At 71.1% G+C, this 19,345-nt stretch carries 25 protein-coding genes; 7 read left to right on the top strand and 18 right to left on the bottom strand.

Annotated features, from left to right (window positions below; all coding sequences use genetic code 11):
- Window positions 1-17: 17 nt before the first annotated feature.
- The 6 genes from ACFYQ6_RS16565 to ACFYQ6_RS16540 all read right to left on the bottom strand — a co-directional run bounded on the left by ACFYQ6_RS16565 (window position 18) and on the right by ACFYQ6_RS16540 (window position 5,059).
- Window positions 18-983 (bottom strand): YgfZ/GcvT domain-containing protein, encoded by a 966-nt coding sequence (locus tag ACFYQ6_RS16565; RefSeq protein WP_388763493.1) that lies wholly within the window; start codon window positions 981-983, stop codon window positions 18-20.
- Window positions 984-1,031: 48 nt separating this feature from the next.
- A complete protein-coding gene (locus tag ACFYQ6_RS16560) occupies window positions 1,032-1,499 on the bottom strand; it encodes a transcriptional repressor (RefSeq protein WP_361578526.1) in 468 nt (155 codons plus the stop codon).
- A gap of 63 nt (window positions 1,500-1,562) precedes the next feature.
- Window positions 1,563-2,135: an FABP family protein gene (locus ACFYQ6_RS16555; RefSeq protein WP_356736729.1), complete on the bottom strand. Its 573-nt coding sequence runs from the start codon at window positions 2,133-2,135 to the stop codon at window positions 1,563-1,565.
- 259 nt (window positions 2,136-2,394) lie between these two features.
- Window positions 2,395-3,288 carry a hypothetical protein gene (locus ACFYQ6_RS16550; protein WP_361578529.1) on the bottom strand — a complete coding sequence of 298 codons (894 nt, stop codon included), beginning with the start codon at window positions 3,286-3,288 and terminating at the stop codon, window positions 2,395-2,397.
- The gene (locus ACFYQ6_RS16545) at window positions 3,285-4,094 is read right to left on the bottom strand and encodes a hypothetical protein (protein ID WP_388763490.1); all 810 of its coding nucleotides are present in this window, start codon (window positions 4,092-4,094) and stop codon (window positions 3,285-3,287) included. Before ACFYQ6_RS16545 ends, ACFYQ6_RS16550 begins: the two co-directional genes overlap by 4 nt.
- Before the next feature lie 149 nt (window positions 4,095-4,243).
- The gene (locus ACFYQ6_RS16540; protein WP_388763488.1) at window positions 4,244-5,059 is read right to left on the bottom strand and encodes a hypothetical protein; all 816 of its coding nucleotides are present in this window, start codon (window positions 5,057-5,059) and stop codon (window positions 4,244-4,246) included.
- Between the two features lie 105 nt (window positions 5,060-5,164).
- Between ACFYQ6_RS16540 and ACFYQ6_RS16535 the strand changes: the two genes are divergently transcribed.
- Window positions 5,165-5,527 carry a DsrE family protein gene (locus tag ACFYQ6_RS16535; protein ID WP_073743536.1) on the top strand — a complete coding sequence of 121 codons (363 nt, stop codon included), beginning with the start codon at window positions 5,165-5,167 and terminating at the stop codon, window positions 5,525-5,527.
- Between the two features lie 102 nt (window positions 5,528-5,629).
- On the opposite strand, the gene ACFYQ6_RS16530 is transcribed toward ACFYQ6_RS16535, so the two are convergent.
- From ACFYQ6_RS16530 to ACFYQ6_RS16495, 8 genes are all read right to left on the bottom strand, one after another.
- Entirely contained in the window at window positions 5,630-5,887 is a 258-nt protein-coding gene (locus ACFYQ6_RS16530) for a DUF3099 domain-containing protein (RefSeq protein ID WP_361578533.1), read from the bottom strand.
- A 208-nt stretch (window positions 5,888-6,095) separates the two neighbouring features.
- Window positions 6,096-6,383, bottom strand: a complete 288-nt coding sequence (locus ACFYQ6_RS16525) for a DUF1416 domain-containing protein (RefSeq protein ID WP_014154938.1) — start codon at window positions 6,381-6,383, stop codon at window positions 6,096-6,098.
- A 48-nt stretch (window positions 6,384-6,431) separates the two neighbouring features.
- Window positions 6,432-7,271 (bottom strand): sulfurtransferase, encoded by an 840-nt coding sequence (locus ACFYQ6_RS16520; protein ID WP_361578536.1) that lies wholly within the window; start codon window positions 7,269-7,271, stop codon window positions 6,432-6,434.
- Between the two features lie 148 nt (window positions 7,272-7,419).
- Window positions 7,420-7,500 (bottom strand): putative leader peptide, encoded by an 81-nt coding sequence (locus ACFYQ6_RS16515; RefSeq protein ID WP_350310325.1) that lies wholly within the window; start codon window positions 7,498-7,500, stop codon window positions 7,420-7,422.
- A gap of 267 nt (window positions 7,501-7,767) precedes the next feature.
- Window positions 7,768-8,463: a DUF2993 domain-containing protein gene (locus tag ACFYQ6_RS16510; protein WP_361578539.1), complete on the bottom strand. Its 696-nt coding sequence runs from the start codon at window positions 8,461-8,463 to the stop codon at window positions 7,768-7,770.
- 138 nt (window positions 8,464-8,601) lie between these two features.
- On the bottom strand, window positions 8,602-9,948 hold the full coding sequence (locus tag ACFYQ6_RS16505; protein WP_361578542.1) for a hypothetical protein: 1,347 nt from the start codon (window positions 9,946-9,948) through the stop codon (window positions 8,602-8,604).
- Between the two features lie 10 nt (window positions 9,949-9,958).
- Window positions 9,959-10,213, bottom strand: a complete 255-nt coding sequence (locus tag ACFYQ6_RS16500; RefSeq protein WP_145804646.1) for a MoaD/ThiS family protein — start codon at window positions 10,211-10,213, stop codon at window positions 9,959-9,961.
- A 41-nt stretch (window positions 10,214-10,254) separates the two neighbouring features.
- Window positions 10,255-11,181, bottom strand: a complete 927-nt coding sequence (locus ACFYQ6_RS16495; protein WP_361578546.1) for an alpha/beta hydrolase — start codon at window positions 11,179-11,181, stop codon at window positions 10,255-10,257.
- A 298-nt stretch (window positions 11,182-11,479) separates the two neighbouring features.
- On the opposite strand from ACFYQ6_RS16495, the gene ACFYQ6_RS16490 reads away from it, so the two are divergent.
- The 6 genes from ACFYQ6_RS16490 (at window position 11,480) to ACFYQ6_RS16465 (ending at window position 17,082) form a co-directional block, all read left to right on the top strand.
- Window positions 11,480-12,277, top strand: coding sequence for a winged-helix domain-containing protein (locus ACFYQ6_RS16490; protein WP_388763484.1), 798 nt, complete (start codon window positions 11,480-11,482; stop codon window positions 12,275-12,277).
- 30 nt (window positions 12,278-12,307) lie between these two features.
- The gene (locus ACFYQ6_RS16485; RefSeq protein WP_361578552.1) at window positions 12,308-13,351 is read left to right on the top strand and encodes a LacI family DNA-binding transcriptional regulator; all 1,044 of its coding nucleotides are present in this window, start codon (window positions 12,308-12,310) and stop codon (window positions 13,349-13,351) included.
- Between the two features lie 94 nt (window positions 13,352-13,445).
- On the top strand, window positions 13,446-14,687 hold the full coding sequence (locus ACFYQ6_RS16480; RefSeq protein ID WP_388763482.1) for a S1C family serine protease: 1,242 nt from the start codon (window positions 13,446-13,448) through the stop codon (window positions 14,685-14,687).
- A 13-nt stretch (window positions 14,688-14,700) separates the two neighbouring features.
- Window positions 14,701-14,883, top strand: coding sequence for a hypothetical protein (locus tag ACFYQ6_RS16475; protein ID WP_361578558.1), 183 nt, complete (start codon window positions 14,701-14,703; stop codon window positions 14,881-14,883).
- 49 nt (window positions 14,884-14,932) lie between these two features.
- A complete protein-coding gene (locus tag ACFYQ6_RS16470) occupies window positions 14,933-15,664 on the top strand; it encodes a response regulator transcription factor (protein WP_361578561.1) in 732 nt (243 codons plus the stop codon).
- Complete coding sequence (locus tag ACFYQ6_RS16465) at window positions 15,661-17,082, top strand: HAMP domain-containing sensor histidine kinase (protein WP_361578564.1); 1,422 nt, start codon at window positions 15,661-15,663, stop codon at window positions 17,080-17,082. The genes ACFYQ6_RS16470 and ACFYQ6_RS16465 overlap by 4 nt, the downstream gene beginning before the upstream one ends.
- An 11-nt stretch (window positions 17,083-17,093) precedes the next feature.
- Here ACFYQ6_RS16465 and ACFYQ6_RS16460 read toward each other — a convergent pair whose 3' ends face one another.
- From ACFYQ6_RS16460 to ACFYQ6_RS16445, 4 genes are all read right to left on the bottom strand, one after another.
- Window positions 17,094-17,423, bottom strand: coding sequence for a hypothetical protein (locus tag ACFYQ6_RS16460; protein ID WP_388763479.1), 330 nt, complete (start codon window positions 17,421-17,423; stop codon window positions 17,094-17,096).
- A gap of 2 nt (window positions 17,424-17,425) precedes the next feature.
- Window positions 17,426-17,635 (bottom strand): hypothetical protein, encoded by a 210-nt coding sequence (locus ACFYQ6_RS16455; RefSeq protein WP_388763477.1) that lies wholly within the window; start codon window positions 17,633-17,635, stop codon window positions 17,426-17,428.
- Between the two features lie 31 nt (window positions 17,636-17,666).
- On the bottom strand, window positions 17,667-18,113 hold the full coding sequence (locus ACFYQ6_RS16450; protein WP_361578570.1) for a helix-turn-helix domain-containing protein: 447 nt from the start codon (window positions 18,111-18,113) through the stop codon (window positions 17,667-17,669).
- 159 nt (window positions 18,114-18,272) lie between these two features.
- Window positions 18,273-19,166 carry a phosphatidylinositol-specific phospholipase C gene (locus tag ACFYQ6_RS16445; RefSeq protein ID WP_361578573.1) on the bottom strand — a complete coding sequence of 298 codons (894 nt, stop codon included), beginning with the start codon at window positions 19,164-19,166 and terminating at the stop codon, window positions 18,273-18,275.
- Window positions 19,167-19,345: the final 179 nt, after the last annotated feature.

Here is a 19,345-nt window from a genome sequence, read left to right as displayed (position 1 = left end):
GGCGGTGCGTAGGGCTCCTACGGCTCGACGACCGTCTCCTGGGCCGCAGCCGTGTCACCGGCGATGAGTTCCGCGTCCACGGCGACGTTCCGCTTCACCAGGGCCAGGGCGATCGGCCCCAGCTCGTGGTGACGGGCGGACGTGGTGACGAACCCGAGCTGGCGGCCTTCCTCACCGTCGGCCGCGAGCCGGACCGGCGTGCCGTGGCCGGGCAGGTGGACCTCGCTGCCGTCCAGGTGCAGGAAGACGAGGCGGCGCGGCGGTTTCCCCAGGTTGTGGACACGGGCGACGGTCTCCTGCCCCCGGTAGCAGCCCTTCTGGAGGTGGACGGCGGTACCGATCCAGCCGAGCTCGTGCGGGATCGTCCGGTGGTCGGTCTCGAAGCCCACACGCGGGCGGTGCGCCTCGATGCGCAGCGCCTCGTAGGCCAGGATGCCGGCCACGGGGCCGTGCGCCGCCGCGTACGCCTCCAGGTCGCCCCGGGGCAGGAAGAGGTCACGGCCGTGTGCCGTCTCCCGTACGGCGATGCCGTCCGGGACCTCGGCGATGGAACCGGCGGGGAGGTGCACGACGGCGAAGTCCTCCGTGCGGTCGGCGACCTCCACCCGGTAGAAGAACTTCATCGACTCCAGATAGGCGATCAGCTCGCCCTGGGTCTCCGGCTCGGTGTGCATCCACACCGTCGCGCCGTCGTCGACCAGGTAGAGGGCGTGCTCGATGTGCCCGTTGGCCGAGAGGATCAGCGCCTCGGTCGCCTGGTTGGGCGCCAGGTCGCTGACGTGCTGGGTGAGCAGCAGGTGCAGCCAGGTCAGCCGGTCGTCGCCGGAGACCGTGACGACGCCGCGGTGCGAGAGGTCGACCAGGCCACTGCCGTCGGCGAGTGCGCGCTGCTCGCGGAACAGGTCGCCGTAGTGCGCGGCGACGCCTTCGTCGCGCCCCTCGGCGGGGACGGCGCCGGGCAGGGACAGCAAGGGGCTCTTCATGCGACCAGCGTACGACCCGCACCGGCGTACGAGCCGGGCCGTCCGGGCCTACCGCTCGCCGGCGGTCTCCCCCGGTGCTCCGGGACCCGCCTCCGCCGCCTTCGCGGCGCAGTCGGCGCAACGCCCGAAGATCGCGAAGTGCTTCATGTCGGTCTCGAAGCCGAAGGTGTTCCGCAGCTTCTCGGTGAAGTCGGCGACCACGTCGACATCGGCCTCGATGACGTCCGCACAGTCACGGCAGACGAGGTGGATGTGGTGATGGCGGTCGGCCAGGTGGTACGTCGGGGCGCCGTGCCCGAGGTGGGCGTGGCTGACGAGCCCGAGCTCCTCCAGGAGCTCCAGGGTCCGGTAGACGGTGGAGATGTTCACCCCCGACGCCGTCTTGCGCACCTCGCAGAGGATGTCGTCCGGCGTCGCGTGCTCGAGGGTGTCCACGGCCTCCAGGACGAGCTGGCGCTGAGGCGTCAGCCGGTAGCCACGCTGCCGAAGATCGGTCTTCCAGTCGGTGCTCACCACAGCCCCAGTGTAGGGCGGGGCGAGCACCGTCCCGCCGGATCCGGCCGGAGGGGCCGGGACGGCCTACTTGAAGAAGGCGATGCCGTCGTCCGGCATGTCCCCGAGGCTCTTCGCCATCGCGGCGACCTCTTCGGGGGTGACGACCTTCTTGAGGTGCGCGGACATGTACGGCCGCAGCTCCACGTCGGGGGTGGCCTTCTCGCCGACCCACATCAGGTCGCTGTTCACGTAGCCGTAGAGCCGCTTGCCGCCGCTGTACGGGCCGGAGGCCGCCGTGCGGGCCACCGCGTCCGTGACCAGGTCGATCTGCGGCTTCTGCTTCGCCAGCTCGCCGTACCAGACCTCGACGATGCCCTGGTCGCGGACCATGACGATCTCGACCTTGCGGTCCTTGTCGATGCGCCAGTAACCGGACTCGGACTCCAGCGGCTTGACCTGCTTGCCCTCGGAGTCCAGCACCCAGGAGTGCGAGACGTACTCCAGGAAGTCACGGCCGTCGTGGCTGAAGGTCACTTCCTGGCCGAAGTTGCACTTCTCGGCACCGGGGAAGTCGGAGACTCCCGCACCCGCCCAGTTACCGAGGAGGAAGGCCAGCGGCACGAGGTCCGGGTGGAGGTCGGACGGAATCTCGATCATGAGCGGCTCAGACGATCTGTGAGGGTGTACGGAAGGTGTTCGGCGAGGGTCAGCGCTGGCCCTGGTACAGCTTCTTCACGGTCACCGCGGCGAAGGCGAGCACGCCGACACACACCAGGACCAGCAGGGCGGAGAAGAAAGCCTCAAGCACGGGAGCTCCTCGGGACGAACGACGTGACGGCAGCGGACGGCCGGGCCCCCAGCCTAATGGGTGGGGGCCCGGCACGGCGGCCCGGGGTTTCCCCCGGGCGCGGTCGGCTCAGCCCAGGAGCTGGTTCTGAAGGATCAGCGTCTGGTGGAAGGGAACGGCTTCCGTCCCCTCCTTCCCGTCACGGCTGTGGACGATCAGGGCGACGGTGTCCCCCGCCAGCACGTAGGCGAAGCGGACCTGCTCGGCGCCGTACGGCTCCGGCTCGGAGTAGACGTGCGCCGTGGTGAATTCCGCCCCGGCCGTGGCGGTCCAGTCCTCGTCGAACACGGACTCGGCGGTCCCGGCGAGGGGGAGCGGCAGTGAGTCGAGCGACTCGTGCTCGTAGATCTCGTCGTGGAAGGCCGTGGAGTACGCGACCGAGTTGAACTGGAGCAGATAGACCCGGGACGACGTGCCGTCCGGCATGGTCCAGCCGCGCGCGGCTATGTGCCGCAGGGCGGAGTCCTTCAGGTGCTGGGTGAGAGCGGCGCGATCGCCCTTGCCGTACTCGGCGACGTACCGGGCGGTGTCCACCCACCCGCCGTCGAGGCCCTTGACCTCGGTGGCACCGGCAGGAGCCGGCACGAGCAGGCGCCGCAGGTCCGCGTGGTGGACCTCCGCGATGTTGGAATCGCTGAACGGACGGGGCGCGTCGGCAGGAAGGGCGGGCAGGGTCAGTGCCGGGAAGTCCCACCGCCCGTCGTCGCGGGTGGCGAGGCCCGGTACGTCGGTGCGCTTCATCGACGTGATGCCCGCGACGGTGCCTGCTCCCAGCCCGCCCATGACGAGCACGGCGGCCGTCCACCGGAGGACGGCCCGCAGCACGCGGCGCGGCGGGCGGGGTGCGGCGGGCGCGGGGCCCTCCTCCAGCGCGGAAGGAGGCGGCGGGCCCTCCGGGACCGGCGGGAGGGTGGTCGTGGCGGCAACGGCCACGTCGGCCGGTGGGGCCGTCTGCTCGGTCATACGTACTCCCCCGGGGACGTGATGTGGTCCAGCTGGTCCTTCAGCATCTCGGCGACGGCGGCCTTGTCGACGGGCTTGATGCCGGTGGCCCGGTAGGTGATGCTCAGCTCGCCGTCGTAGGCCGCGCACACCATGTCCTCGATGCCGCTCTCGCTGTCCTTGGGCTGCACGTAGCAGGTCGCCTTCCGGGTGTGGCCCTTGACCTTCGGGCCGTCGCGGAAGATCCCCAGGAAGTCGAACAGCTCTGTCTGGAAGGTGTAGAAGTCCCGGACGGCGCTCTTGTCCTTCATCCGCACGATCTCGGCGTGCACCTCCAGGTCGTTGTGCACGGAGACGTACGACCGGAGAGCGAGGCCCTGCACGCGGAGCTTGTCGATCCGCTTCTCGTACTCCCGGCGCTTCTTGCCCGCCAGCCCTCGGCTGGACTCCTTCATCGTGGCGGCGGCCCGCCTGCCGTCCACCTCGTCGTCGTTGCCGTACCCGGCGTCGTCCGGACCGAGCCGGTAGCCCTCGGGCACCGGCAGCAGGAGCTTGCTGAGCTCGGTGCCGGAACGGCCCCGGTCGACGGCGCCCGCGGGGTCCTTGCCGGGCTTGCGGTCGGACACCTCCCAGAGCGTGGTCTCCACGGTGCGGTCCGCGCTGTCGACCGTGACCGCCGTGTACGCACCGGCGCCTCCGACGGCGCCCAGCACCAGCACGAAGGGAAGGGCCGTGAGCAGGAGCCGCCGGGCCCGGCCGGTGCGCGCGGGGGTGCCGGGGACCTCGGCTGTCCGGACGTCCGGGGCCGCTGCCGGGGCCGGGGTCACCTCGGGAGCGGGGGTCGCTGCCGGGGCCGGGGTCGCTGCCGGGGCCGGGGTTGCCTCGGGAGCCGGGGTCGATGCCGGGGCCGCTTGCGGTGCCGGGGCCGAGGTCGGGGTCGCTGCCGAATCCTGCGGGTCAGGCAGGGTCATGTCATTCACAGGCGCTCCAGCTGTCGCTCGGCCAGCGTCCGGATGTCCTTCTTGCTGATCGGCCGGGTGTCGAACAGGTTGATCTCGACCATGACGTCGCCGCGGTGCATGACGGCCCTGGCCCGGTAGAACGGCAGGTAACCGGCTTTCCGGTCGACGCCGTAGACGTAGTAGCGGCCCTCGCCGCTCCCCTTGACCGCGTCGCCTTCGTTGCCCGCGCCCGCTTCGGCCTCGGACATGTACGAACGCTGCCCCTCGGCGAAGTCGGCGGCCGCGGTGTCCACCCCGGAGGAGAACTGGACGAGACGGATCTCCGCCTCGCGGTGCGTGCCCTTCTTCCAGGCGGCCGCTGCGATGCGGCGTATGTCCGACTCCAGGAAGTACTCGAACATGCCGTCGTCGCTCTTGAATTCGCGCGCAAGGTCACCCACGGTCATCCAGCCGTCGTCCAGCCAGTCCGCTTCCTTGTCCTCGCTCCAGCCCGCCGGGCGGTCGATGAGCAGCTTGCGCAGGTCGCCGTCCGTCTTGACCTGCCGGTCCTGCGAGGCGGGCAGCGGGGCCGGGACCTTGTCCGCGGGCAGCGCCTTCGCCGGATACGCGAGCTCCGGCTGCGAGAGCGCGGGCAGTGGTGTCGGAGGCCGCTCGGCCTGGATCCCGTAGCCGACGGCCGTGCCGCCGGAGATGCCGAGCAGCGCGGCGGCGGCGATCAGCAGGGCCGTACGGCCGCGCGGCCGAGGGCGCGACGGGACGGCGGGCGCGACGGCCTGCTCCACGGGAATCGCGACGGCCGGCACCTCGGGAATGGTGTCGTTCGGTTCCAAAAGGGTCCCCCCAAGAGACCTGAAGCCCAGGTTCGATCACCTGTGCACACAACTGACCCACAGGTCACAGGGGAGGTTGCACCACTGCGGATTACAGTTCGGTACATGTCGAAGAAGCTCGTGATCAAGGTGACCGCCGGAGCCGATGCCCCCGAGCGCTGCTCGCAGGCCTTCACCGTGGCCGCCGTGGCCGTCGCCAGTGGGGTCGAGGTCTCGCTGTGGCTGACCGGCGAATCCGCCTGGTTCGCCCTGCCGGGCCGTGCCGCCGAGTTCGAACTGCCGCACTCCGCACCGCTGCCCGATCTGCTGGACTCGATCCTGGCGGGCGGGCGGCTCACGCTCTGCACCCAGTGCGCGGCTCGGCGCGACATCACGGAGAAGGACGTCCTGGAGGGCGTACGGATCGCGGGTGCCCAGGTCTTCGTGCAGGAGGCCATGACGGACGGCACCCAGGCACTCGTCTACTGACCGGACCGCACTCATCCACCCCGACCGGACCGCCGTCGTCCACCCGACCGGACCGGTCAAGGGCTTCCCGCCCGCCACATCGGGCGGGACCGTGTGCCCTGCCTAGCGGCGCTTCTTGCCGTCGAGTTCGTCCCACCACTCGTCCGACTGCGGGTCACCGGAGGGGTCGTCCCACCAGCGGTCGTCCGGTCCCCGCCGGTTGGCGATCACGGCGGCGACGGGCGGCACGATCATGGCGACCACGCACATCGCCACCGCCGCCGGGACGGACCACAGACGCACGAAGGCCCAGGCGGACACGAAGAGGAAGAGGCATCCGCCCATCATCAGGAAGTAGAGGCGCCTACGCCGGGCGTACATGTCTCCAGCGTAGAACTCCCGGGCCCGGAACTCTCCTTGCACGCGGCACCCGCGCGGTACCCGCGCCGGCACCCGCCGGTCCCCCGGACGGCGCCCTGCCGACCGCCCGCGCGGCCGGATGCCCGTGGACGGCACGAAGGGCCGCACCCCGGTACAGGTGGCGTCCAACCACCTGGGGTGCGGCCCTCCGGCCGTATCCGCGCGTGAACTACACGGCGATGGCGACCTCGGCGAGGCCACCGGTCTGCGCCACGACCGTACGGTCGGCGGTGCCGCCCGGAACCAGGGCGCGCAGCGTCCAGGTGCCCTCGGCCGCGTAGAAGCGGAACTGTCCGGTCGCCGAGGTCGGGACCTCGGCCGTGAACTCACCGGTCGAGTCCAGCAGACGGACGTAGCCGGTGACCGGCTCGCCGTCGCGGGTCACGCTGCCCTGGATCGTGGTCTCGCCCGGCTTGATCGTCGAAGCGTCGGGGCCGCCGGCCTGTGCTCCACACATGGTGTTCTGTCCTTCTGGTCGGGGTCCTGCTGATCGGATCCTGCGGAATTACTTGTTGGCGCCGAGCTCGATCGGCACACCCACGAGGGAGCCGTACTCGGTCCACGAACCGTCGTAGTTCTTGACGTTCTCCTGGCCGAGCAGCTCGTGCAGCACGAACCACGTGAGCGCGGAGCGCTCACCGATGCGGCAGTAGGCGATGGTGTCCTTCGACAGGTCGACCTGCTCGTCCTCGTAGAGGGCCTTGAGCTCGTCGTCCGACTTGAAGGTGCCGTCGTCGTTGGCGTTCTTCGACCACGGGATGTTGCGGGCGCTCGGCACGTGGCCGGGGCGCTGCGACTGCTCCTGCGGGAGGTGCGCCGGGGCGAGCAGCTTGCCGCTGAACTCGTCGGGCGAACGCACGTCGACGAGGTTCAGGCTGCCGATCGCCTTCACGACGTCGTCGCGGTAGGCGCGGATCGACTCGTCCTGGGCCTTGGCCTTGTACTCGGTGGCCGGGCGCGTCGGGACGACGTCGGTCAGGTCGCGGGAGTCGAGCTCCCACTTCTTGCGGCCGCCGTCGAGCAGCTTGACGTTCTCGTGGCCGTACAGCTTGAAGTACCAGTACGCGTAGGAAGCGAACCAGTTGTTGTTGCCGCCGTAGAGGACGACCAGCGTGTCGTTGCCGATGCCCTTCTCGGACAGGAGCTTCTCGAAGCCGGCCTGGTCGACGAAGTCACGGCGGACCGGGTCCTGGAGGTCCTTGGTCCAGTCGATCCGGATCGCGTTCTTGATGTGGTTCTTCTCGTACGCCGAGGTGTCCTCGTCGACCTCGACGATGGCGACCTGCGGGTCGTCGATGTGGGCCTCGACCCAGTCGGCGTCGACCAGAACGTCTGCGCGGCTCATGTGTTTCTCCTCCGGGGCAGTCTGCGGCGGGGTGGTGCGGTGTGCGGGTGCGGGGTGTACGCGCAGGTACGTGCCGGAACGCGTACGGAAGGCACGGGCTCGGCCCTGAGAGAGTCGAAGGGCCGGGGGAAGACGGGAGAGGTCCCGCTCAGAAGGTGCGACAGAGCATGGCGGCGACGCGGCACAGGTCTACTGCCCGCCGCTTCGTGAGGTCCGCCTGTCGCTTCATGCGTCCGATCGTAGGGAGGTACGGGTGGAGATGTCACCGTCGTGTCGCATGATGAGACACGATCGTCCGCGATGCGAGACGCATCAGCCCTGAACCCCTCGCTGGGCCCGTCGAGCGGCGGTGTGTGGCGAAGAACTTCTGCGCATCGGACCCGGCCGTCTCATCATCCGGATCCACTGTCCGCTCGCCCGTGCGGTCCCTACCCCGCCGGACCGGCCCCTACCCCGCCCGGCAGGTGGCCGTCAGCGCTGGCCGTGGCACCTGGTCTCAGCCGGCGAGGTCGATATCGGCGCCCGTCATCGATATCTCCAGACCACCGGGGGCCACCTCGATCTTCTCCAGCTTCAGACCGTCCGGCAGGCCGCTGATACCGCGCTCGAAGTCCGTCTTCTGCCTGACCAGACCTTCGAGACCGGGGATGCCCTCACCCGGCACCTCGTCGGCGTGGACCTTGACCGTGTCGCCGTCGACCAGGGTGACGGTCGACAGCACGCTGCGCGTGAGCTCGCGGTTCAGCAGGGGGATGCGGACCGAGCCGGTGACCTTGACCTTGCCGTCGCCGCCGTAGGCGACCGTGACCCCGTCGTCGGCCGCCTCGGTGAGCGCCTCGTACGAGACGACGGCCGTCCCGGTGGCCCGGGATGCCGTCGCACTGGTGTAGCCGGCGCCCAGGGTGACCTGGTGCAGCTCGGCGCGGATCTCACCGATCCGCAGCTCCCGGCCGGCCGCGCTGGCCCGGATGTCCTTGACCGTGACGTCGACCTGGTCGAGCTCCGAACCCGCCACCTGCGTCAGGAAGGGGAAGCCCTTGATGGACACCTCGGTCGAACCCGCATCGGCACCGGCGAAGGCGACCCGGCCCTCGGCCTCCGACTCGGCGAAATACACGGCGGCGCGGTCCACGGCGACGAAGACGCCGCCCAGCACCACAGCGATGATCAGCAGTATTCGCAGTGCGCGCATGCCTGTTGTTCCCCCACTCGGACCGGCCGGACCTCTGGTGCCGTGAGCCTACTGCCGCCACGCGCCGCACCCGGAGTGATCGACGAGCGGAAGGCCCGGCCGGTTCCCGACGAGCGGGAAAGAGGGGAGTGCGGGAGGTCAGGCGATCGCACGGCCGATCAGATAGACGGCGGGAGCCGCGGCCGTCAGCGGCAGCGCCACCCCTGCCGTCATGTGCACGAAGCGGGACGGATAGTCGTAGCTCGCCACCCGCAGCCCGATCAGCGCGCAGCCACCCGCCGCGAACCCGAGGAACGCCGCCTGCGCGCCGAAGTCCGTGAACACCCCGGCGGCCAGGCCGGCACCCGCCGAGGCGAGCAGCGCCACGACGACGGAGACGGGACCGGGCAGCGGAAGGGCCCGCACGAGCACGCCCACGGCGACCGCGATCCCGCCCACCGTCACCGCGTCGGGGACGGCCGCCAGATGTCCGGCGGCCAGGACGGCCAGCGCGGCCGAGGCGACGGTGGCCGTCAGGCCGTACATCCGCTCGTCGGCCCCGGCGTGGCTGCGCAGCTGGAGGACGAGCGTCAGCAGCACCCAGACGCCGAGCGTGCCCAGGATGGCCGCCGGGGCGTTGCTCCGGCCCGCCACGAGCAGGACGACGTCCGCCACGAAGCCACCGGCGAAGGCGAGGGCGATGCCCTGCCTGGCCGGCCACATGCCGTTGAGCCGGAACCATCCGGCGGCGGTCACGGCCTGGAGCAGGATCAGGGGCACGAGCAGGGCGTACGACCCGATCGCGGCGCCGAGCGCGAGCAGCAGACCGAGGCCGGCGGTGATCGCGGCGGGCTGGAGGCCCGGCGCGATGATCGGCGAACGCCCCTCGGCCCGGGCCCGCTGGGCTGCGGTGAGCCTGTCGCCGCCGAGGGTGGTGGGCGCACCGTAGCCGGACGCGCCGGCCTCGCCGGACTCGCCGGGTACGGCGGCCGGCGCCTCGGGAGCGGCGGGAGCGACCGGGGCGGCCTGGGCTGCCGGCGCCTCGGGCGGCAGCGGATAGGCGGCCTGCGCGGGGGCGGGTGCCTGTGCGGCGTGCTGGGGCCGGATCGTCGGCTGGTACTGGGTGTCCCAGGTCTGGCCCTGCCAGGTCTGGGCCACTCCCTGGTCGCCCTGTCCACCCTGTGGGACACCGTGCTCCGGATACACGACCGGCTGCTGCTGCGGCTGCTGCCCGTACTGCTGCCCGCCGTGCGGCTGCTGCCCGTACTGCTGGTACTGCCCGTATGCCGGGTCGGCCGCCTGCTGGTGCTGTCCGTACGCCGGGTCGTTCACCTGCCGCCCGTCCTGCTGCCCGTACTGCTGCGGCTGGCCGTACGCCAGGTCGGCCGCCGGCTGCCCGTACTGCTGTCCGTATGCCGGCTCGTTCGCCTGCTGGCCGTACGCCGGGTCGTACGGCTGCTGCCCGTGGCCCGGGTCGTACGGATACTGCTGATCGCTGTTGCTCATGGTCTTCGGTTCACCCTCCTGCGAACGGCGGGAGCACCTCGACCGTGCCGCCCTCGGCAAGCCGTACGGTCTCATGACCGCGGGTCCCCACGGGATTCCCGTCGATCAGGAACGAGCACCGCAGCAGCACCCGCGTGAGTTCTCCCGGGTGACGCTCGCGTGCCCCGTCGAGCGCCTCGGCGAGCGTCTCCGCCGCGTACGGCTCCTCCGCGGTCCCCGCGGCGGCCTTGGCCGCGGCCCAGTAGCGGATGGTTCCCGCTGCCATGGCGGCACCCCTTTCCTCGTACGTCGGCTGTCCATCATGAATCACGCCGACTCCGTCCAGTCGGCGATGCGGGTCAGGAGTTTCTCGTCCGCCGCGTTCTCGGCGTGCCCCATGCCGTGCTCCAGCCAGAAATCGGCGTGCCCCCGCGAGGCCGCTTCCAGCATGCGGGGGTGGTCGACCGGGAAGTACGGGTCACGGTCGCCGTGCACGATCAGCAGCGGCGCGGTGATCAACGGGACCGCCTCGACCGGTGAGAGCGGGACGGGGTCCCAGTCCTCGCGGTGGATCCGGGTGCGGAAGCCAACGCGGCCGACGAGCCGGCCCGTGGGACGGGTGACCACCCAGTGCAGGCGGCGCATCGGAGCCGTGCCCCGGTAGTACCAGCGCGCCGGAGCACTCACAGCGACGACCGCGTCCGTATGCGCCCCTGTGCGCTCCCAGTGCGCCTCGATGCGCTCTCTGCGCCGTCCCACCCGATCAGCCCCCGGCGTCTTCTCTTTCTCCGCGCCGGGTTCGCCGGCTTCGGGCGCCGTATACAGAGCGGCGTGCCGGAGCACGACGGAGCCGCCCATGGAGAACCCGACCGTAACGATCCGCCGGTGTCCGAGCGACCGCGCCCAGGAGACCGCGGCCGCCAGATCCAGTACCTCCCGGTCGCCCACCGTGGACCGCCCGCCGGACCTCCCGTGCCCCCGGAAGGAGAAGGTGATCACAGCCGCACGCTGGGCGAACACCTCAGCGGCCCGCAGCACGGCCGGCCGGTCGGCCGACCCGGTGAACCCGTGTGCGAGGACCACGGCCGTTCCTCCGGAAGCGGGACCTCCGTCGGCCGCGGCACCTGCCGTACACGGCGTGTACACCGCCTCGATACGGACCCCGTCACCGGTCAGCAACGTGGTGCGCCGGGGGGTGGGCGTGATCGAGGGAACAGAAGAACTCGTGAAACGACCCTCGGACACAGAACTCATGTGGGCTATTCTGCTGCGAAGAGGATCCGGGCAGAGAAGCCCCCGGGTCCTTTTGTGCTTTCCGAGCGTTGTTACGGCAGCGTTTCCACAAGCTCAGCGGTCCCCGGGCGCGGGACCGCACGGTAAAAACCGTATGACGGCCCTCGCAGGTGAAGGCCCGTACGGCAGTACGAAGCAGTGCCGCATACTCCCCCGGGTCCGACCCGGGAGTGCCCCTCTCGCAGGGAACGAGGAGGACCGACGTAATGGGCGAGCTAACCGTGCACGATCGACCGACGACCCAGGCAGGTGGGCGGCGATGAGTTCACTGCTGCTTCTGACGAATGCCCTCCAACCGTCGACGGAGGTGCTCCCCGCCCTCGGCCTTCTGCTGCACAGCGTGCGGGTCGCCCCCGCCGAAGGACCCGCGCTCGTCGACACCCCGGGTGCCGACGTGATCCTCATCGACGGCCGCCGCGACCTCCCGCAGGTGCGCTCGCTGTGCCAGCTGCTGCGGTCCACCGGGCCCGGCTGTCCGCTGATCCTCGTCGTGACGGAGGGCGGCCTCGCAGCCGTCACCGCCGACTGGGGCATCGACGACGTCCTGCTGGACACCGCGGGTCCCGCCGAGGTCGAGGCCCGGCTGCGGCTGGCCACCGGCCGCCAGCAGATCACCGCCGACGACTCCCCGATGGAGATCCGCAACGGCGACCTGTCGGTCGACGAGGCGACGTACAGCGCCAAGCTCAAGGGCCGGGTCCTCGACCTGACCTTCAAGGAATTCGAACTGCTCAAGTACCTCGCGCAGCACCCGGGCCGGGTCTTCACCCGTGCGCAGCTGCTCCAGGAGGTCTGGGGCTACGACTACTTCGGCGGCACCAGGACGGTCGACGTCCACGTACGGCGGCTGCGCGCCAAACTCGGCCCCGAGCACGAGTCGCTGATCGGCACCGTCCGTAACGTCGGCTACCGCTTCGTCACCCCCGAGAAGGCCGAGCGGAACTCCGACGACGCCAAGGCCAAGGCGGCAGCGAAGGCGGCGGCGGAGGACGTCTCCCGTCCGGAGCAGTCGGCGGAGGCCGAGATCACCGAAGAAGCCCCGGTCCGGCCTGCCTAGCGGCGGGTCGATCCGCGTAGACTGCCGCGCGTGGCCAAGGTGACGCGGGACGATGTGGCGAGACTGGCGGGGACCTCGACAGCGGTCGTCAGCTACGTCATCAACAACGGACCCAGGCCGGTTGCCCCGGCCACGCGCGAGCGGGTGCTCGCCGCGATCAAGGAGCTGGGGTACCGGCCCGACCGGGTCGCCCAGGCGATGGCGTCGCGGCGCACCGACCTCATAGGCATGATCGTGCCGGACGCCCGGCAGCCCTTCTTCGCGGAGATGGCCCACGCCGTCGAACAAGCCGCCGCCGAGCGCGGGAAAATGGTGCTCGTCGGCAACTCGGACTACCGCGACGAGCGCGAGGTCCACTACCTCCGGGCCTTCCTCGGCATGCGCGTCTCCGGGCTGATCCTGGTCAGCCAGGGACCCAGCGAGCGGGCGGCGGCCGAGATCGAGGCCTGGGACGCCCGCGTCGTCCTGCTGCACGAACGCCCCGAGGCGATCGACGACGTCGCGGTCGTCACCGACGACATCGGCGGCGCCCAGCTCGCCACCCGGCACCTCCTGGAGCACGGGAACGCCTATGTGGCGTGCCTCGGCGGCATGGAGTCGACCCCGGTCGTCGGTGACCCCGTCGCCGACCACATCGAGGGCTGGCGCAGGGCGATGCAGGAGGCCGGACGGCCGACCGAGGGCCGGCTCTTCCACGCCCCCTACAACCGTTACGACGCCTACAAGGTCGCCCTGGACCTGCTCTCCGGTCCTGACAGGCCCCCGGCCATCTTCTGCTCGACGGACGACCAGGCCATCGGGGTGCTGCGGGCCGCGCGCGAGCTCCGCATCGACGTGCCCGGGGAGCTCGCGGTCGCCGGCTTCGACGACGTCAAGGAGGCGGGACTCACCGATCCGCCGCTGACGACGGTGTTCTCCGACCGGCCCGCGATGGCCCGGGCGGCAGTGGACCTCGTGCTCGACGACTCCCTGCGCGTCTCGGGCTCGCGGCGCGAGCGGCTGAAGCAGTTCCCGTCCGCGCTGGTGGTACGCCGGTCGTGCGGCTGCGGCGAACCCACGGTCACCCCGGCGTAGCGGAGCGCCCCCTTATATCGGGCATACACGGTTCTGCCGGGCTTCTCAGGGGGCACTCAGGCTGCTCTCATGTTCGCTGTCCACTCTCGTAGACATGACCGACAGCCACCGCCCGAGCGGCGAGTACCCGATGTCCCCCTCGAACGACAACGGTTCGTACGACAACGGTTCGTACGACAGCTCTTCGCACGGCAGCGCCCCGCAGGGCGCCGCCCCGCACGGCGGCGCCGCGTACGGCACCGCGCCGCACGGCGTTACGTCGGACAGCACCGCCGCCCCGCACGGCAGCGCCGCGTACGGCAGTGGCGAGGCGGCGTGGCCGCCGCCCCCGGCCTACGAGCCCGGCCCGCAGGCCGCCGGGTCCCCCTCCCCCGCCTACGCCTGGCCGGCCCCCGGGCCCGCCCTCGTCGGGGAAGGCCCGGGCGACGCGCAGCCCCGGCGGCGGGTCAAGCGGCCGTTCGCACTGCTGGCCGCTGTGGCCATCGCCGCGGCGGCGGTCGGCGGCGGCACCGCCACCCTCATCGGAGAGCTGGCGGGCGGCAGCAGCTCCAGCAGCTCCGGTTCCAGCGGCGTCGTCAGCGGCACCACCGTCTCGCAGAGCAGCGCGGGCACCGTCTCGGGCGTGGCGGCGGCCGTGTCGCCGGCCATCGTCGAGATCACCGCGACGTCCTCGGCGGGCGAAGCCACCGGCTCGGGCGTCGTCATCACGTCGGACGGCGAGATCGTCACCAACAACCACGTCATCTCCGGCGCTTCCCAGATCAAGGTGGCCCTCAGCACCGGCAAGTCGTACACCGCCGATGTCGTCGGCACCGACCCCGACAAGGACCTGGCGCTCATCAAGCTCCAGAACGCGAGCGGGCTGAAGACGGCCTCGCTCGGCGACTCCTCCTCGGTCAAGGTCGGCGACCAGGTCGTGGCGATCGGCTCGCCCGAGGGCCTCACCGGCACGGTCACCAGCGGCATCGTCTCGGCGCTCGACCGCGATGTCACGGTCGCGAAGGACGAGGAGCAGGGCCAGCAGCAGCAACAGCAACAGGGCGGTCAGCAGTGGCCGTTCGAGTTCGGCGGCCAGCAGTTCAACGGCGACACCGGCTCCTCCACCACGACGTACAAGGCCATCCAGACCGACGCCTCGCTCAACCCCGGAAACTCCGGCGGCGCCCTCATCAACATGAACGGCGAGATCATCGGTATCAACTCCGCCATGTACTCCCCCAGTTCGTCCAGCACCTCGGGCAGCACCGCTGCGGGCAGCGTGGGCCTCGGCTTCGCCATCCCGGTCGACACCCTCAAGGCCGACCTGGACACCCTTCGCTCCGGCGACGGTTCCTGACCAGGAGATCCTCATGAACCCCGTAACGGACCACACGGCCGCCGGCCCGTCCGGCCTGGCCCTGCCGCTCGCCCTGGCCGCCGAACTGGCGGCCCGGGCACCCGCCCCGGCGGCCACCCGCCCGCCCGAGATCCGCGGCGGCACGAGCCGCGGACGCCGTGCCGCGCGACGCCGTGCGGCGGCCGTGCGAGGCTGAGGACACCGCACCGCCGCACCGGCGACAAGAGGAAGAGGACGAAGAAGCGATGACCCCCGCCGAAGACGATCCGCAGCGTGTCCTGATCGTCGACGACGAGCCCGCCGTGCGCGAGGCGCTGCAGCGCAGCCTCGCCTTCGAGGGGTACGGAACAGAGGTGGCCGTGGACGGTTACGACGCCCTGGCCAAGGCCGAGGCGTACGCCCCCGACCTGATCGTCCTGGACATCCAGATGCCCCGCATGGACGGCCTCACCGCGGCCCGGCGCATCCGGGCCACGGGATCGACCACCCCCATCCTGATGCTCACCGCCCGGGACACCGTCGGCGACCGGGTCACCGGTCTCGACGCCGGCGCGGACGACTACCTCGTCAAGCCCTTCGAGCTGGACGAGCTCTTCGCCCGCATCCGGGCCCTGCTGCGCCGCAGCTCGTACGCGACCGCGGCGGGGGCCGACGTGCCCGACGACGACGTGCTGTCCTTCGCCGACCTCCGCATGGACCTGAACACCCGCGAGGTCACCCGCGGCACCCGCCGCGTCGAGCTGACCCGCACCGAGTTCACCCTGCTGGAGATGTTCCTGGCCCACCCCCGTCAGGTACTGACCCGCGAGCAGATCCTCAAGGCCGTCTGGGGCTTCGACTTCGAACCCAGCTCCAACTCCCTGGACGTGTACGTGATGTACCTGCGCCGCAAGACGGAGGCCGGCGGCGAGCCGCGCCTCGTCCACACGGTGCGCGGCGTCGGCTACGCCCTGCGCGCCGGGGGCGGTGACGGGTGACCGGCCTGCCCCGCAGACTGCGCGCCCTGCCGCTGCGCTCGCGGCTCGCCCTGCTGGTCGCGGCGGCGGTCGCCATCGCGGTGGCCGCGGTAGCCGCGGCGTGCTGGTTCGTGACGCAGCAGCAGCTGGAGCAGCAGTTGGACAGGACGCTGCGCGGTTCCAAGGTCGACCAGCTCTACCTGTCGCAGCTGTACACGTACTGCCAGGGCGGGACCTCCCAGGAACCCCGGCCCTTCACCGGCGTGACGGTGCAGCTCATCGACTCCCAGGGCACGGTCTGCATCGCCTCCGAGGCCGCGACTTCGAGGCTTCCGGTGACCCCCGAAGACCTGGAGGTGGCCAAGCGGCAGCGTGCCTACGCCCTGCACACGGAGACGGCCGAGAACGGCGCGGACATGCGGGTCTACACCACGCCACTGGAAGTCAGGGGCCCCGGGACGCAGGCCGGGAGCCTCGCGGTCTCCACCGCCCGCCCCATGAGCGAGGTCACCGACCCGCTGTCCACGCTCGCCTGGGTCCTGGCCCTCGTCGCCGGGGTCGGCGTCGTCGGCGCGGGTGCGGCCGGCCTGTGGATCGCCCGTACCGGTCTGCGCCCCGTGGACGACCTCGCGCACGCCGTCGCGCACGTGGCCGAGACCGAGGACCTGACCATCCGGATCCCAGCGGAGGGCGACGACGAGATCGCCCGCCTCTCGCGCTCCTTCAACTCCATGACCAGCTCGCTGGCCACCTCGCGCGACCGCCAGTCCCAGCTCATCGCCGACGCCGGCCACGAGCTGCGCACCCCGCTCACCTCGCTCCGTACGAACATCGAGCTGCTGGCCCGCAGCGACGACACGGGCCGTGCCATCCCTCCCGAGGACCGCAAGGCCCTGATGTCCTCGGTCAAGGCCCAGATGACCGAGCTGGCAGCACTCATCGGCGACCTCCAGGAGCTCTCCCGCCCCGACGCCGCCCAGCCCGGCCCCCTCCAGGTCGTCGCACTGCACGACATCACCCGCACCGCCCTCCAGCGCGCCAGGCTGCGCGGCCCGGAGCTGACCATCACCGCCGAACTGGCCCCCTGGTACGTCCGCGCTGAGCCCGCGGCGCTGGAACGGGCGGTCGTCAACGTGCTGGACAACGCGGTGAAGTTCAGCCCGGAGCGCGGGACGATCGACGTGGCCCTGCACCGGGGTGAGCTGACCGTGCGGGACCACGGCCCGGGAATCCCGGCCGAGGAGCTCCCGCACGTCTTCGACCGCTTCTGGCGCTCCCCCTCGGCCCGCCAGCTGCCCGGCTCGGGCCTCGGCCTGTCCATCGTGGCCCGCACGGTCCAGCAGGCGGGCGGCGAGATCGCCCTGAACCCGGCGGACGGCGGCGGCACGGTCGCCTCGATCCGGCTCCCGGGGGCACCGCAGCCGCCGCCGGGGCGGTGAGCTGGTGTCCGTCAGAGGCGCCGGCGGAATTCCGCGGCGAACTGCGGAGCACCGTCGGCGTCCAGCCTGTCGAGCAATCCGTGCAGATCACGCGGCGCGCGCCGGTAGCGGGCGACCTGCACGCGGAGTACATAGTTCACCTCGACCGGGGCGAGGTCGAGCAGGTCCAGCAGAAAGTCGTCCGGACGCAGCACTTCGATGTCGTACGGATCGGCGGCTTCCGGCGGGAAATCCTTGACGTTCAGGGTGACGACGGCTTGCGCCTGCCCACGCACAGCCGCCGCCAGCACATGGCGGTCCTTCGGGTCATTCGCCATGATCTGCTCGAGCGCCGCGTACACGGTTACGAGGCTGTCCGGAAACGTGCCTGCCATTGCATCGACCAGCGCCTGGCCTTGGTCTCCTCGATCCGCTCAGCAACGTTTCGCAGCAACTCGTCGAGAATGTCCCCCGACCAGAGCGGCTCGTACAGCTCCGCCTCGGCGAGGCGGAGCAACGTATCCCTGAGGTAGTTGGGGAAGAGAACGCAGGTGTCCAGGACGACGCGCTGCACATCGCTCCAGTTGAGTCGGTCGGGTCACGGGTCAATGATCGTAGAGACCGGCGTCCTCGGTCAGTTCGACCAGTCGGTCCAGCCCTTGCCGACGCTGCACACGGCGCTTCTCCTTGTACGCCAGTACATCCTCCAGCAGCACGCGGCGATGTCTGCCCGGACGGGAGAAAGGCACGCCCCCCTCGTCCAGGATCTTGACGAACGTCGGCCTGCTGACCCCCAGCAGGTCCGCGGCCTCCTGGGTGGTGAGTGTGGTGTTCACCGGGGCGACGGTCACCGCCTTGCCCTCCGACAAAGCCCTGACCACCACCATGAGGGCCTCGTAGACCTCTGAGGGCAGGGTGCGTGTGCTGCCGTCCGGGCCTCGCAGCAGGGCAGGTTCGGCAGCCTGGGGTGTCCGGTCGAGGAAGGCGCAGAGCTCAGCGATCTCCGCCCGGTGCTCGGGCAGGAGAGTGCGGTCTTCGGTAGTGCCGTTCATGGCTCGGTCTCCTTCGGGGGTCTCCACAGCATGACACAATTCGAAAGAAACGCAAGCGAGCACACCGGAGCTACCCCGCGGGCAGCCTGCGCGGCGGCACGGTCGCCTCGATCCGGCTGCCGGGGGCACCGCAGCCGCCGCCGGAGCGGTGAGCGGGGTTCAGGCCGCCGGATTGTGCCGGATCAGCGACTCGACCAGGCCCGAGCGGGTCGCCGGGTAGTCCAGCGGGACGATCCCCAGACCGGTCCAACCCGATGCCTCCGGCCCGTCGAGGAACGCGTGGACCTGCGGGTTGAGCCGGTCGGAGTTCCAGCGCGGCGGCATCAGGGCCGCGGTGCTCACGTAGTTCACGAACAGCTTTCCGGGCTGCTGCGCGGCCTTGCGGAACTGCGCCTCGATCTTCGGGTACTTCCCGAAGGGCTCCGCCATGTAGTCGTCCTGGATGTCGAAGACCGCCGGATCGGCGTACCGGACGCCGGGCAGGCCGCCGTTGTCGGCAAGCAGCACGACCTTGCCACGCGCGCCCCCGAGGTCCGGCAGCGTGGAGTCCAGGCGCAGGAGCGGACGCCAGCCCTTGCCGTCGAGGTAGATGTCGAAGATCCGCCGGAACGCGGCGTCGCTCTCCTGCGAGTACTCCTGCTTGACCCGCATCAGCACGGTCTCCGAGGGGTGCGCGGCGAGGAAGTCCCGGCAGGCGACCAGCACGTCGCCGAACATCAGGTTCTGGTACGAGGCCCCGTGGTGGATGGCGAACGCGTCGCCGGTGATCCGGCACCGGACGTCGAGGAAGCGGATGCCGCTGTCGAGCTGCTGGGCCACCGTCGTGTTCTGGCATTCCGTCCAGGGGCCGCCGTAGCGCGCACCGGCGTTGTGCGTTCCCGGGATCGTGAGGCGTCGCAGCGGCGTGGAGTCCGCGAGGGCGGCCATCCAGTCCTGCGTGCCGAGGGCCGCCGAGGGCGCCGCGGCGGCCGGTGTCCCGCCGAGCAGGATTCCGGCGGTGGCGGCGAGCGAACCGGTGAGGAAGCTCCGGCGGGTGGCGGTGTACGGGCTCATGGGGGTGTGCCTCCGGCTGCCGTGGGGGGAGGGGCATCGGAATTATGACGGGGACTCGTCAAGTGCGGAACAGGGCCGGGCCGCCCGGAGAGCCCGCCCGGGCCGGATATCGCCTGCCGCCGCCCGGCACGCTCCGGCGGGGGCCGGAGACGGGAGCGGGGCGACGGGCCCTCCCGGCC

The organism is Streptomyces sp. NPDC005494 (assembly GCF_042872025.1).
GTDB lineage: Bacteria > Actinomycetota > Actinomycetes > Streptomycetales > Streptomycetaceae > Streptomyces.
Note: the sequence above shows the minus strand (reverse complement) of the source record. Positions and strands in the feature narration are given on the sequence as shown.